This is a genomic window from Bacillus sp. FJAT-45037 (genome assembly GCF_002797325.1).
Classification (GTDB): Bacteria; Bacillota; Bacilli; order Bacillales; family Bacillaceae_D; genus Alkalihalophilus.
On sequence record NZ_KZ454938.1, the window covers coordinates 3164940 to 3177802 of the forward strand.

General features: G+C 44.3%; 10 protein-coding genes, 9 tRNA genes and 3 rRNA genes. 18 read left to right on the plus strand and 4 right to left on the minus strand.

From position 1 onward, the window contains the following. The first annotated feature begins 13 nt into the window (after positions 1-13). From rpsI to CDZ88_RS16080, 4 genes are all read left to right on the plus strand, one after another. Complete coding sequence (gene rpsI, locus CDZ88_RS16065; protein ID WP_100374475.1) at positions 14-406, plus strand: 30S ribosomal protein S9; 393 nt, start codon at positions 14-16, stop codon at positions 404-406. Positions 407-550: 144 nt separating this feature from the next. Further along, on the plus strand, positions 551-988 hold the full coding sequence (locus tag CDZ88_RS16070) for a YbaK family protein (protein ID WP_100374476.1): 438 nt from the start codon (positions 551-553) through the stop codon (positions 986-988). Between the two features lie 66 nt (positions 989-1054). Next, positions 1055-1768, plus strand: coding sequence for an N-acetylmuramoyl-L-alanine amidase CwlD (gene cwlD / locus CDZ88_RS16075; RefSeq protein ID WP_100374477.1), 714 nt, complete (start codon positions 1055-1057; stop codon positions 1766-1768). 85 nt (positions 1769-1853) lie between these two features. Continuing rightward, complete coding sequence (locus CDZ88_RS16080) at positions 1854-2906, plus strand: Mrp/NBP35 family ATP-binding protein (protein ID WP_100374478.1); 1053 nt, start codon at positions 1854-1856, stop codon at positions 2904-2906. Positions 2907-2942: 36 nt separating this feature from the next. On the opposite strand, the gene gerD is transcribed toward CDZ88_RS16080, so the two are convergent. Next, entirely contained in the window at positions 2943-3587 is a 645-nt protein-coding gene (gene gerD, locus CDZ88_RS16085) for a spore germination lipoprotein GerD (RefSeq protein ID WP_100374479.1), read from the minus strand. Between the two features lie 139 nt (positions 3588-3726). On the opposite strand from gerD, the gene CDZ88_RS16090 reads away from it, so the two are divergent. Further along, positions 3727-4338 carry a KinB-signaling pathway activation protein gene (locus CDZ88_RS16090; RefSeq protein WP_442857131.1) on the plus strand — a complete coding sequence of 204 codons (612 nt, stop codon included), beginning with the start codon at positions 3727-3729 and terminating at the stop codon, positions 4336-4338. 19 nt (positions 4339-4357) lie between these two features. Here the strand turns inward: CDZ88_RS16090 and pdaB are convergent, their stop codons facing one another. Beyond that, entirely contained in the window at positions 4358-5119 is a 762-nt protein-coding gene (pdaB, locus tag CDZ88_RS16095; protein WP_100374481.1) for a polysaccharide deacetylase family sporulation protein PdaB, read from the minus strand. A 172-nt stretch (positions 5120-5291) separates the two neighbouring features. Here pdaB and CDZ88_RS16100 point away from each other — a divergent pair, with 172 nt between their 5' ends. The 6 genes from CDZ88_RS16100 to CDZ88_RS16125 all read left to right on the plus strand — a co-directional run bounded on the left by CDZ88_RS16100 (position 5292) and on the right by CDZ88_RS16125 (position 11115). Continuing rightward, positions 5292-5519 (plus strand): hypothetical protein, encoded by a 228-nt coding sequence (locus tag CDZ88_RS16100; RefSeq protein ID WP_100374482.1) that lies wholly within the window; start codon positions 5292-5294, stop codon positions 5517-5519. A 303-nt stretch (positions 5520-5822) separates the two neighbouring features. After that, positions 5823-7374, plus strand: a 16S ribosomal RNA gene (locus tag CDZ88_RS16105). A 270-nt stretch (positions 7375-7644) separates the two neighbouring features. Then, positions 7645-10582: ribosomal RNA gene (locus CDZ88_RS16110) — 23S ribosomal RNA — on the plus strand. Between the two features lie 246 nt (positions 10583-10828). Beyond that, a 5S ribosomal RNA gene (rrf, locus tag CDZ88_RS16115) occupies positions 10829-10944 on the plus strand. Together the 16S, 23S and 5S rRNA genes with 2 tRNA genes alongside form the textbook arrangement of a ribosomal RNA operon. A gap of 13 nt (positions 10945-10957) precedes the next feature. Beyond that, positions 10958-11032: transfer RNA gene (locus tag CDZ88_RS16120), tRNA-Asn, on the plus strand. Between the two features lie 7 nt (positions 11033-11039). Next, a tRNA-Thr gene (locus CDZ88_RS16125) sits at positions 11040-11115 on the plus strand. Positions 11116-11356: 241 nt separating this feature from the next. Here the strand turns inward: CDZ88_RS16125 and CDZ88_RS16130 are convergent. Then, positions 11357-11545 carry a hypothetical protein gene (locus CDZ88_RS16130; RefSeq protein ID WP_100374483.1) on the minus strand — a complete coding sequence of 63 codons (189 nt, stop codon included), beginning with the start codon at positions 11543-11545 and terminating at the stop codon, positions 11357-11359. A gap of 167 nt (positions 11546-11712) precedes the next feature. Between CDZ88_RS16130 and CDZ88_RS16135 the strand changes: the two genes are divergently transcribed. The 7 genes from CDZ88_RS16135 (at position 11713) to CDZ88_RS16165 (ending at position 12445) form a co-directional block, all read left to right on the plus strand. Continuing rightward, positions 11713-11787: transfer RNA gene (locus CDZ88_RS16135), tRNA-Glu, on the plus strand. A gap of 43 nt (positions 11788-11830) precedes the next feature. Next, a tRNA-Val gene (locus CDZ88_RS16140) sits at positions 11831-11906 on the plus strand. A 4-nt stretch (positions 11907-11910) separates the two neighbouring features. Continuing rightward, positions 11911-11983: transfer RNA gene (locus tag CDZ88_RS16145), tRNA-Thr, on the plus strand. A gap of 16 nt (positions 11984-11999) precedes the next feature. Then, a tRNA-Tyr gene (locus CDZ88_RS16150) sits at positions 12000-12084 on the plus strand. 7 nt (positions 12085-12091) lie between these two features. After that, positions 12092-12166: transfer RNA gene (locus CDZ88_RS16155), tRNA-Gln, on the plus strand. 5 nt (positions 12167-12171) lie between these two features. After that, a tRNA-Lys gene (locus CDZ88_RS16160) sits at positions 12172-12244 on the plus strand. A 125-nt stretch (positions 12245-12369) separates the two neighbouring features. Beyond that, positions 12370-12445 (plus strand) — tRNA-Ala (locus CDZ88_RS16165). A 48-nt stretch (positions 12446-12493) separates the two neighbouring features. On the opposite strand, the gene CDZ88_RS16170 is transcribed toward CDZ88_RS16165, so the two are convergent. Further along, positions 12494-12673 carry an aspartyl-phosphate phosphatase Spo0E family protein gene (locus CDZ88_RS16170; protein WP_157796573.1) on the minus strand — a complete coding sequence of 60 codons (180 nt, stop codon included), beginning with the start codon at positions 12671-12673 and terminating at the stop codon, positions 12494-12496. Positions 12674-12863 lie beyond the last annotated feature (190 nt).

Consider the following 12863-nt stretch of genomic DNA (forward strand, 5'->3'; position numbering starts at 1 on the left):
GGAGGTTATTATCTTGGCACAAGTACAATACTACGGTACAGGTCGTCGTAAGCACTCTGTTGCGCGCGTACGTCTAGTACCAGGCGATGGTCAAATGATCATCAACGGTCGCGAATTAGACGAATATTTCGGTCTTGACACTTTAAAGCTTATCGCTAAACAACCATTTGTAGAAATCGGCGTTGAAGGTCAATATGACGTTCATGTAAACGTTGATGGTGGTGGTTACACAGGACAAGCAGGTGCAATTCGTCATGGTGTAGCACGTGCACTACTTAAGGTAGATCCTGAAAACCGCGCTTCATTAAAGAGTGCTGGATTCTTAACACGTGATGCTCGTATGAAAGAACGTAAGAAATACGGTCTTAAAGCAGCACGTCGTGCACCTCAGTTCTCAAAACGTTAATATCGTTTTCAAAAACTCTCAGCCACTCGGTTGGGAGTTTTTTTGTATGCGTGAAGGTCATTCTTTACTGACAATATTTCCTCTGCATGTTGGCTAGACGTGTATGTCATACTAACGAAAACAATGTTAATGGGAGTGAGGATCATGACGGTTGTATCAACATTTTCAGAAAAAAGACGTGAAAAGCAGTGGAAATTTGAACGAGGTGTTTTACGTCAGTTGTCGTTAAAGCAATTAAGAGAAGACATCCATGAGCATTTCCGGCCCATCCTCCCTTTTTATTTTCTGTCCCATCCATTCTTGCTTGATCCTTGTATGGATATGGCAATTGATGCGTATTTATTGGGAGCTCAATATGGGAAGTTTGGCTACCGAGGAGAAACGATAAGTGAAGTCCGTGCAAGATGTGAGGAGGATTTGACTGATATTTCATTTTCCCTGTTCAATTTGCTGCAAGGATGGTTGTTGCAGTCTGATTTTATGCTGGAATCCGTGAAAATCTCATCAGATGTGTTTGTTGACCGTTGGTGGGAAAGAGGGTTTCAAGAGGCGGAAAAGCGTCATCGACTTCGACTACACTAAATCTCGTTCATAATTTCTCCCTTGTCCTAATATATATGTAGGGGGATAGGTGAAGGGGGAACTGACATGTGGAAATGGATAAAAGGAGTTACATTCGCATTAAGTGTGGTTAGTGTGTTATTAATCATTCAATATCAATTCGTTAGTAAAGATTCTGCCACATGGCATCTGCCATTGTCAGGTAAAATTATTATTATCGATCCGGGTCATGGGGGCATCGATGGTGGAGCTGTATCCAAGGATGGGTTGCTTGAAAAAGAAGTGACATTACAGATTAGTGAGCAACTGCGTGACTATCTTCAGGAAGCAGGGGCATTAGTGTTAATGACGAGAGAAGAAGATCGTGATTTAGCAACGGAAGGAACGAAGAAAATTCGTCATCGTAAAATAGAAGATCTTAAACGACGAGTGGAGATTGTTAATGAGTCCGAAGCAGATATGTTTGTGTCTATTCACCTTAATGCCATTCCTTCTCCAAAATGGAGTGGTGCACAAACGTTCTATAATCGAGCAATCCCTGAAAATGAAGGGCTAGCTAAATTTATTCAGAGTGAAATCAAAACAAATTTGGAGAATACGGAACGAACAGCCAAACCGATTAATAATGTCTTTCTATTAAAAAATGCTGAAATACCGGGGGTTCTTGTTGAAGCCGGCTTTTTATCGCATCCTACAGAAGCATCCATGTTGCAAACACATGCCTATCAGCAGAAGGTGGCAGCCTCTATCTACCAAGGAATTATGAGATATTATACAAATGAGGAAGAGCCAGTTTCGTAATGTACAGCCTATGCGAACGGATTCACGGTAAGTAGTCAGAATATGCTATACTAGGCATATCTCTGGTTAAAGGATGGTGTTCACCTTGGTAACAGAAACAACAATTATCGAAGCCTTAAAACGAGTAAAAGATCGTGACCTAAATAAAAGCATCGTAGAAACAGGCGGTGTAAGAGAGATAAAAGTGAAAGATGGTAATGTGAGCGTAAAGATTGCTCTTGCCAAAATAGGAACAGCTGAACAAATGGAGGTTCAACAAGAGGTTGTAAATGTATTAAAGGGTGAAGGAGCCGCATCTGTTGGTTTACGTTTTGAAGAGTTAACAGAGCAAGAGGTAGAGAGGGTAGGTGGGGTAAGTGCTCCTGCATTTTCTGGACCAGCGATTTTAGCGCCTAATAGTCCAACGACGTTTATTGCTGTCACAAGTGGTAAAGGTGGGGTTGGAAAGTCTACCGTTTCCGTCAACGTGGCGACAACACTGGCTCGCTTAGGAAAACGTGTTGGAATTATTGATGCAGATATCTACGGTTTTAGTGTTCCGGATATGATGGGAATTGAAGAGCGACCAAAGGTCATTGCCGATCGCATCTACCCTGTTGAGCGCTTTGGTGTGAAAGTCATTTCAATGGGGTTCTTTGTTGAAGATAATGCACCTGTTATCTGGAGGGGACCGATGTTAGGAAAAATGCTCAACCAATTCTTTGCTGATATTGAATGGGGAGAGCTTGATTACTTAGTTCTTGATCTACCACCAGGTACAGGAGATGTTGCACTTGACTTACATACGATGCTACCGCATTCAAAAGAAATTTTAGTAACAACACCACATGCTACGGCTGCCTTTGTTGCCGCACGTGCAGGAACCATGGCGATTAAAACGCATCATGAAATTTTAGGTGTAGTAGAGAACATGGCTTATTTTGAAAGCAAGTTAACAGGCGAGAAGGAATATGTATTTGGTCGTGGTGGTGGAGATCGTTTGGCAGAAGAGTTAAAAACAGAAATCCTTGGTCAAATTCCACTCGGTCAACCAGAAATTGATGAAAAAGATTTTGCCCCATCGATTTATGCTGCAGATCATCCAATTGGTCAAATCTACAAAAAGATTGCCGAAAGAATTATTGCAAAAGTGGAATAAGATAGATAAAAGAAGCCGTTATAGGCTTCTTTTTGTTTAACCTTCTTCTTGTTCCGTTCCGCTACTACCGCCTTCTTCTTTTTGTTCATCTTCTTGCTTCTGTTTTTCCTCCTCAGAGGTAGGGTCTTGCTTTTCCATTTGTTGTTTAGCGATGACTGTTAACAATTCACTAATTTTTGCTGAAAAATAAGGACTTTCAAATGCATCGGACATAACGGTCATCACTTGTTGTCTATATTCTTTGGATTTCATAATCTCAAGAATAGTCTCTTCCATTTCAGGGTCTTGAAGGACTGTTACCATCATTCCTTGATATTCAGGATCTTTCATTAATCCTTTGAGCATTTTTTCGTTTTCAGTTTGCATGCTTTGAGCAAAGGTTTTTGCAAATTCAGGGTCACTCATCACATCTTGCCAAAACGTACGCCCTTCTTCGGAGGTTAAGGTTTCTTGTATCGTCTGTTTAACAAAGGCATTATCCATGACGAGATCATGACGCATCTCCTCGTCACTCATGATTTCTTGAATGGCCTTTTTTCCTTCATCTGTCTTAAGCATATCGACCATCATTTTTTTCGTACCTTCGTAATCGGGGGTATTGTTACTTCCTTCAGCTGCAGCACAACTAATAAGAGGAACGATCAGACTGAATACGATAAGTATGTGAAGAATTTTTCTCATGAAAGAAGCTCCTTTCTTTCGCTTTGTCATTAATTTGAGATATTTCTTTAAAAAATATGCATGACTCTCGATCAACAACTAGTATTTTTATCGTTGGATTGATACAATTATGAGAGGATTTTTAACGATTTTGGAGGAAATGCCAGTGAATAGTCGAAAAGTAGTTTTTTTATTTTTTTCAACCTTATTAATAGGTAGTATCAGTGGAGCCATTGTTGGCTTTTTTCTTGAGTTAGATGTATACATCGGTGGTGGTTTTGTTAACATGCTAATGGGTCTTCTTTGGTTATTTGGAATAAGCGCCGCGTTTAGTCTAGTTAGTCAAATGGGATTTTTTGCGTATTTGACACTCCATCGTTTTGGACTTGGATTATTTAAAACAACAAAGCTTTGGAATAGGATTCAAATGGTGGTTATTGGTTTTGTGGTGTTTGACCTTATTTACTTGCGCTATATTGCGTTTGCTACAGAGGGAGAAACAATCTTACATTACTCGGTTATGCCGATTCTCCTTTTAATATACGGAATAATCATTGCTTATTTCAAAGCAAAAGGTACTAACCAGGGCGCGTTTATACCTGCACTATTTTTTATCGTTGTTGTTACAACGATCGAATGGGTGCCTGCGTTAACCGTCAATGACCCTAAATGGTTATGGATGTACTTTGCTCCGTTAATCGCAGCAAATACTTGGCAGTTACTGATTTTACATCGTCTGACTAATCAACCAAACAAGGAAGCTCGAGCATAAATGCTCGAGCTTCCTTGTTTTATTTAATTTCTTCGCTAGATGTTTCAGTACTAGCCATTAATTCTTCTACTGAGATAAATGAAAATCCCTTTGAATGAAGTTGGTCAATAATAATTGGAAGGGCCTTGTCGGTTTGTTTCACGGAATCTGATGCATGAAATAACAAGATATCACCAGACGAGGTCTTTTCCATGACGTTATTAACGATGACATCGACGCCAGGGTTTTGATAATCGAGCGAATCGACACTCCAATGAACGATGCTATAGTTTTGTTTATCTGCTAAAGCTAATATGCGTTTGTCAAATGCACCGTTTGGCGGTCTTAAAAGAGAGGGTTTGTCTCCGGTTAACTCCGTTAAGATTTGTTGGCTACGAATAAGGTCTTTTCTAACTTTCTCATCTTCCCAACTAGTATAACTTTTATATTGATACCCATGACTACCGATTAGATGACCTTCTTCTTTAATTTGCTTCACGAGATCTGGATATCTTTCTGCCCAAGAAGCAGAAAGGAAAAAGGTAGCTTGATCAACTTTTTTTTGAGAAAGTACATTTAAGATTGGCGTTACTTGTTTTTCTCCCCAACTAATATTAAAGGTTAAGGCAATGCGATTGTCATCTGTTTCTGCACGGTAAAATGCCTCAGGTCCTTCTGATGTTGAAAATACAGGGATTTGTCCCTTTTCAATATAAAGAAAACCTGCAGCGAATAGTGCTGCGATAACGATTAATGATAATTGCTTGATTCGTTTGGCATGAAAGACCCAAATAAACTTCACTTCGTTTCCCCCTCGTCCACCTTTTACGATAAATTTATGCAAACAACTAGAACATATGAATAAAAAACAATGGAATAGAAAACAATTTAGGTAGAAAGCTTTGTTAGATATAACCAATTTACAGGGGATAATATAACTTGTTGTTTAGTTCCTAAAGGTCGAGGTGTTGTGGATGCTTGGTTTTTTATTGAACCGTAAAGAAGTTATTGAAGTAGAATACATGTTAAAGCGAGAAATGGAAGAACTGTTACTTGATTTATCTGATCCGAGAATTGATGAAATCGTAAAAAGAGCAATGGAAGAAAAATATCAAATTATCTATGGTATTTATAAACGTTTCGTACCACCTAATGAACGAGTTCGATATATGCTTCAACGCAATAACAAGCATACCCAATAAAGAAAAGACATGATGTCTTTTCTTTACTTCGAATAGTTCAATCATACCTGTTGAAAGAATTGAAGAAAAAGATTGACTTCAAAATTTGGACATGCTATATTATTACTTACCGCGAGAGAATAACAAACACACAGGAAGATAACTTCAAAAAAGTTATTGACTTACAAACTTGTCTGCGGTAAGATGATCAAGTCGCTAACAACGACACAACAAAAACGTTCTTTGAAAACTGAACAAAAGCCAAGCGAAAAAAATGAGATACATGATATCTCGTCAATGTTTTATTTTGAGCAATCAAACACTTTTATGGAGAGTTTGATCCTGGCTCAGGACGAACGCTGGCGGCGTGCCTAATACATGCAAGTCGAGCGGATCAAAGGGAGCTTGCTCCCTTTGATTAGCGGCGGACGGGTGAGTAACACGTGGGCAACCTACCTATAAGATTGGGATAACTCCGGGAAACCGGGGCTAATACCGGGTAATCCTTTTCTCCACATGGAGGAAAGGTAAAAGATGGCTTCGGCTATCACTTATAGATGGGCCCGCGGCGCATTAGCTAGTTGGTAAGGTAATGGCTTACCAAGGCGACGATGCGTAGCCGACCTGAGAGGGTGATCGGCCACACTGGGACTGAGACACGGCCCAGACTCCTACGGGAGGCAGCAGTAGGGAATCTTCCGCAATGGACGAAAGTCTGACGGAGCAACGCCGCGTGAGTGATGAAGGTTTTCGGATCGTAAAGCTCTGTTGTTAGGGAAGAACAAGTGCCGTTTGAATAAGGCGGCACCTTGACGGTACCTAACCAGAAAGCCACGGCTAACTACGTGCCAGCAGCCGCGGTAATACGTAGGTGGCAAGCGTTGTCCGGAATTATTGGGCGTAAAGCGCGCGCAGGCGGTCTTTTAAGTCTGATGTGAAAGCCCACGGCTCAACCGTGGAGGGTCATTGGAAACTGGGAGACTTGAGTACAGAAGAGGAGAGTGGAATTCCACGTGTAGCGGTGAAATGCGTAGATATGTGGAGGAACACCAGTGGCGAAGGCGACTCTCTGGTCTGTAACTGACGCTGAGGCGCGAAAGCGTGGGGAGCAAACAGGATTAGATACCCTGGTAGTCCACGCCGTAAACGATGAGTGCTAGGTGTTAGGGGTTTCGATGCCCTTAGTGCCGAAGTTAACACATTAAGCACTCCGCCTGGGGAGTACGACCGCAAGGTTGAAACTCAAAGGAATTGACGGGGGCCCGCACAAGCAGTGGAGCATGTGGTTTAATTCGAAGCAACGCGAAGAACCTTACCAGGTCTTGACATCCTTTGACCACCCTAGAGATAGGGCTTTCCCCTTCGGGGGACAAAGTGACAGGTGGTGCATGGTTGTCGTCAGCTCGTGTCGTGAGATGTTGGGTTAAGTCCCGCAACGAGCGCAACCCTTGATCTTAGTTGCCAGCATTCAGTTGGGCACTCTAAGGTGACTGCCGGTGACAAACCGGAGGAAGGTGGGGACGACGTCAAATCATCATGCCCCTTATGACCTGGGCTACACACGTGCTACAATGGATGGTACAAAGGGCTGCAAAACCGCGAGGTTGAGCGAATCCCATAAAGCCATTCTCAGTTCGGATTGTAGGCTGCAACTCGCCTACATGAAGCCGGAATTGCTAGTAATCGCGGATCAGCATGCCGCGGTGAATACGTTCCCGGGCCTTGTACACACCGCCCGTCACACCACGAGAGTTTGTAACACCCGAAGTCGGTGGGGTAACCTTTATGGAGCCAGCCGCCTAAGGTGGGACAGATGATTGGGGTGAAGTCGTAACAAGGTAGCCGTATCGGAAGGTGCGGCTGGATCACCTCCTTTCTATGGAGTATTTTAACTCTAGTCGATGTATGACCTTGGGTCATATGCGCTTTGGATCTTTTGTTCAGTTTTGAGAGAACACAAAACTCTCAACATAAGCTAAGGGAATAAGGAACCACGCTAAGTTCGCAACGTCCTGTTGCAACGCCTGGTATTTACATCCTGTAAGCATTGTTCTTTGAAAACTAGATAATGAAATGTAAACATGATTGTTCATCGAAAGATTGAACGAGAATGTCAAGAATTCAACAACCTTTTTTAATTTTTTTTGGTTAAGTTAGAAAGGGCGCACGGTGAATGCCTTGGCACTAGGAGCCGAAGAAGGACGCGACGAACAGCGAAATGCCTCGGGAAGTTGTAAGTAAACGTTGATCCGAGGGTATCCGAATGGGGGAACCCACTATTCGTAATGGAATAGTACCCATGCCTGAATACATAGGGCATGAGGAGGCAGACCTGGGGAACTGAAACATCTAAGTACCCAGAGGAAGAGAAAGCAAATGCGATTACCTGAGTAGCGGCGAGCGAAACGGTAACAGCCCAAACCAAGAGGCTTGCCTCTTGGGGTTGTAGGACACTCAATACGGAGTTACAAAGAAATAGGATAGGCGAAGCGATCTGGAAAGGTCCGCGGTACAAGGTAACAGCCCTGTAGTCGAAATTCTATTTTCTCCTGAGTGGATCCTGAGTACGGCGGGACACGTGAAACCCCGTCGGAATCCGGGAGGACCATCTCCCAAGGCTAAATACTCCCTAGTGACCGATAGTGAACCAGTACCGTGAGGGAAAGGTGAAAAGCACCCCGGAAGGGGAGTGAAACAGATCCTGAAACCGTGTGCCTACAACTAGTTGGAGCCCATTAACGGGTGACAGCGTGCCTTTTGTAGAATGAACCGGCGAGTTACGATGTCGTGCAAGGTTAAGCTGATAAGGCGGAGCCGTAGCGAAAGCGAGTCTGAATAGGGCGATGAAGTACGACGTCGTAGACCCGAAACCGTGTGATCTACCCATGTCCAGGGTGAAGTTCAGGTAACACTGAATGGAGGCCCGAACCCACGCATGTTGAAAAATGCGGGGATGAGGTGTGGGTAGGGGTGAAATGCCAATCGAACTCGGAAATAGCTGGTTCTCCCCGAAATAGCTTTAGGGCTAGCCTCGAGGTTGAGAGTTTTGGAGGTAGAGCACTGATTGGACTAGGGGTCCCCACAGGATTACCGAATTCAGTCAAACTCCGAATGCCAAAAACTTTTACTCGGGAGTCAGACTGCGAGTGCTAAGATCCGTAGTCAAGAGGGAAACAGCCCAGACCATCAGCTAAGGTCCCCAAGTATACGTTAAGTGGAAAAGGATGTGGAGTTGCCCAGACAACCAGGATGTTGGCTTAGAAGCAGCCACCATTTAAAGAGTGCGTAATAGCTCACTGGTCGAGTGACTCTGCGCCGAAAATGTACCGGGGCTAAACGTATCACCGAAGCTATGGATTGACACCTTTGGTGTCAGTGGTAGGGGAGCGTTCTAAGTGCAGCGAAGTCAGATCGTAAGGACTGGTGGAGCGCTTAGAAGTGAGAATGCCGGTATGAGTAGCGAAAAGAGGGGTGAGAATCCCCTCCGTCGAAAGCCCAAGGTTTCCTGAGGAAGGCTCGTCCGCTCAGGGTAAGTCGGGACCTAAGCCGAGGCTGAAAAGCGTAGGCGATGGACAACAGGTTGAAATTCCTGTACCACCTCCTCACCGTTTGAGTAATGGGGGGACGCAGTAAGGTAGGGTAAGCGCGCTGATGGATATGCGCGTCCAAGCAATTAGGCTGAGAAGTAGGCAAATCCGCTTCTCGCGAAGGCTGAGTTGTGATGGCGAGGGAAATTTAGTACCGAAGTTCCTGATCCTACACTGCCTAGAAAAGCCTCTAGCGAGGTGAGAGGTGCCCGTACCGCAAACCGACACAGGTAGGCGAGAAGAGAATTCTAAGACGCTCGGGAGAACTCTCGTTAAGGAACTCGGCAAAATGACCCCGTAACTTCGGGAGAAGGGGTGCTCTATTAGGGTGTATGCCCGAGAGAGCCGCAGTGAATAGATCCAAGCGACTGTTTAGCAAAAACACAGGTCTCTGCGAAGCCGCAAGGCGAAGTATAGGGGCTGACACCTGCCCGGTGCTGGAAGGTTAAGAGGAGGGGTTATCCTTTGGGAGAAGCTCTGAATTGAAGCCCCAGTAAACGGCGGCCGTAACTATAACGGTCCTAAGGTAGCGAAATTCCTTGTCGGGTAAGTTCCGACCCGCACGAATGGTGTAACGATTTGGATACTGTCTCAACGAGAGACCCGGTGAAATTATAGTACCTGTGAAGATGCAGGTTACCCGCGACAGGACGGAAAGACCCCATGGAGCTTTACTGTAGCTTGATATTGGATGTTGGTACAGTTTGTACAGGATAGGTAGGAGCCTTGGAAGTCGGAGCGCCAGCTTCGACGGAGGCGTCGGTGGGATACTACCCTGACTGTGCTGACATTCTAACCTCGGACCGTGATCCGGTTCAGGGACAGTGTCAGGTGGGCAGTTTGACTGGGGCGGTCGCCTCCTAAACAGTAACGGAGGCGCCCAAAGGTTCCCTCAGAATGGTTGGAAATCATTCGAAGAGTGCAAAGGCATAAGGGAGCTTGACTGCGAGACCTACAAGTCGAGCAGGGACGAAAGTCGGGCTTAGTGATCCGGTGGTTCCGCATGGAAGGGCCATCGCTCAACGGATAAAAGCTACCCTGGGGATAACAGGCTTATCTCCCCCAAGAGTCCACATCGACGGGGAGGTTTGGCACCTCGATGTCGGCTCATCGCATCCTGGGGCTGAAGTAGGTCCCAAGGGTTGGGCTGTTCGCCCATTAAAGCGGTACGCGAGCTGGGTTCAGAACGTCGTGAGACAGTTCGGTCCCTATCCGTCGCGGGCGCAGGAAATTTGAGAGGAGCTGTCCTTAGTACGAGAGGACCGGGATGGACACACCGCTGGTGTACCAGTTGTTCCGCCAGGAGCATCGCTGGGTAGCTACGTGTGGACGGGATAAGTGCTGAAAGCATCTAAGCATGAAGCCCCCCTCGAGATGAGATTTCCCATGGAGTTAATCCAGTAAGACCCCTTAGAGATGATGAGGTTGATAGGTCTGGTGTGGAAGCGTGGCGACACGTGGAGCTGACAGATACTAATCGGTCGAGGACTTATCCAAAATTATTCTTGACACATGTTTACGAAACCACGCTAAGTTCGCGACGTCCTGTCGCAACGCCTGGTACCCACGTCCTGTGGGCATTATCTAGTTTTGAGAGAGCAACTCTCAATTTTATACTATTCACGAAGAGGATCAAAGAGTTCGAGGAAGCAACGTAGGTCCTACCCGGAGCGTATCAAGCATACGTGAGGATAGGAACAAGGAAGCTGACGAAGAAATCTGCCGATCATCTGAAGTGATAAGTTTGGTGGCGATAGCAAAGAGGTCACACCCGTTCCCATGCCGAACACGGACGTTAAGCTCTTTTGCGCCGATGGTAGTTGGGGGCTTCCCCCTGTGAGAGTAGGACGTTGCCAAACAAATTTTTTACGTTCCACAGTAGCTCAGTGGTAGAGCAATCGGCTGTTAACCGATCGGTCGTAGGTTCGAGTCCTACCTGTGGAGCCATTTTTATGCTTCCATAGCTCAGTAGGTAGAGCACTACCATGGTAAGGTAGGGGTCAGCGGTTCGAATCCGCTTGGAAGCTCCAGAGCGACTGTACATATACGTATACATAAATGAGAATCAAGCCAAGCTACGATTACGTAGGTTGGCTTTTGTTTTATTGTAGCTTTCTCACTAATCGTATATTTTCATGTCAATCGGTGACTATATATCAGCTGTAAACACAAAGCTCATAAAAACGCTTCTTCCTAATTAGAAAACGTCATGATAGTACTCTTCTAAATTAACACAAAGGTCAAGTCGTCTTGCTTAAAATAATACATCTTTCATCTAATCATCCGCATATGAAGCTGTTCTTTTGTTAATCCAGTTACAGTCCGAACAAGATTCAAATCAATTCCATAATCAATCATTCGTTCAGCTACTTCAAAGCGAGTGTCTTCTTGTGCTTGATTGCGAATATAGTGAAATTTTTCAAGCAGATCTTGTTGTTTTTGAGGGTCAAAATGACTCATAGTGTCACTCCTTATTTAGCGTTATATACTCAGTATACAGAATGTACGTTCGCATTTACAAGCGTTTTGAAAAAGTTTGATAAAAATATTAAAAAAGGGTTGTCATGGTTTAAAATATTAGCTATAATACTTTTTGTCAGCAAAAAGCGACAAGGTTTTTACAGATTGGCCCGTTGGTCAAGCGGTTAAGACACCGCCCTTTCACGGCGGTAACACGGGTTCGAATCCCGTACGGGTCACCATTTTTAAGACAGACATAAATGATTAACTTTTAAGACAAGCTATGGAGGATTAGCTCAGTTGGGAGAGCACCTGCCTTACAAGCAGGGGGTCGGCGGTTCGAGCCCGTCATCCTCCACCATCTTGCCGGTCTAGCTCAATTGGTAGAGCAACTGACTTGTAATCAGTAGGTTGGGGGTTCAAGTCCTCTGGCCGGCATCTTAATAGTTAGGCTGGAGGGGTAGCGAAGTGGCTAAACGCGGCGGACTGTAAATCCGCTCCCTCAGGGTTCGGCGGTTCGAATCCGTCCCCCTCCACCATTTTTATTGGGCTATCGCCAAGCGGTAAGGCAACGGATTTTGATTCCGTCATGCGTAGGTTCGAATCCTGCTAGCCCAGCCATTTTAGAGCCATTAGCTCAGTTGGTAGAGCATCTGACTTTTAATCAGAGGGTCGAAGGTTCGAATCCTTCATGGCTCATTCTTATTTAAAATTTTTCATTTAGTTTATCGGGTGAAAGATTGCGGAAGTAGTTTAGTGGTAGAACATCACCTTGCGAAGGTACGGGTCGTGAGTTCGAATGCGCAGACCGTTCCATTTTGCGGGGGGCCTTAGCTCAGCTGGGAGAGCGCCTGCCTTGCACGCAGGAGGTCAGCGGTTCGATCCCGCTAGGCTCCACCATATATCATACATAATCAAACCCCTTAGACAATTTTGTCTAAGGGGTTTTTAATGACTTTTAAGTTGAGTAATTAATTCGTATTCATTTAATAAATGATCTAACTCTCTACTTTTTAAAATCATTGTTGCTGAATATAATGGGAGTGTTTTTGAAAGTTCATTTAATGCGGATCTTGATGTTTCAATTTGATCAAGCAATTGACTATGCTTACATTCTATAAGAGACATATTCTTCATCCTCTCTAAATGCTCATATTTTCTCATACTAAATTGATACCCTCATTAAGTAAAAATAAACATAAAAAGACAGAAGAAATTATTTTTTCATGTTACACTTTTTAAATGAGTACGTTGTGAAACTAAAGTGAGAGAAAGAACGTAGAAAGAAATAGAACGAATATAAGCAGGGGATACAGAC

What these genes read in the sequence shown, in the direction of transcription:
- cwlD (WP_100374477.1), top strand. Translation starts at nt 1,055, where the DNA reads ATGTGGAAATGGATAAAAGGAGTTACATTCGCATTAAGTGTGGTTAGT.
- CDZ88_RS16170 (WP_157796573.1), bottom strand. Translation starts at nt 12,673, where the DNA reads ATGTCTCTTATAGAATGTAAGCATAGTCAATTGCTTGATCAAATTGAA.
- CDZ88_RS16130 (WP_100374483.1), bottom strand. Translation starts at nt 11,545, where the DNA reads ATGAGTCATTTTGACCCTCAAAAACAACAAGATCTGCTTGAAAAATTT.
- CDZ88_RS16070 (WP_100374476.1), top strand. Translation starts at nt 551, where the DNA reads ATGACGGTTGTATCAACATTTTCAGAAAAAAGACGTGAAAAGCAGTGG.
- CDZ88_RS16100 (WP_100374482.1), top strand. Translation starts at nt 5,292, where the DNA reads ATGCTTGGTTTTTTATTGAACCGTAAAGAAGTTATTGAAGTAGAATAC.
- gerD (WP_100374479.1), bottom strand. Translation starts at nt 3,587, where the DNA reads ATGAGAAAAATTCTTCACATACTTATCGTATTCAGTCTGATCGTTCCT.
- CDZ88_RS16090 (WP_442857131.1), top strand. Translation starts at nt 3,727, where the DNA reads ATGCCAGTGAATAGTCGAAAAGTAGTTTTTTTATTTTTTTCAACCTTA.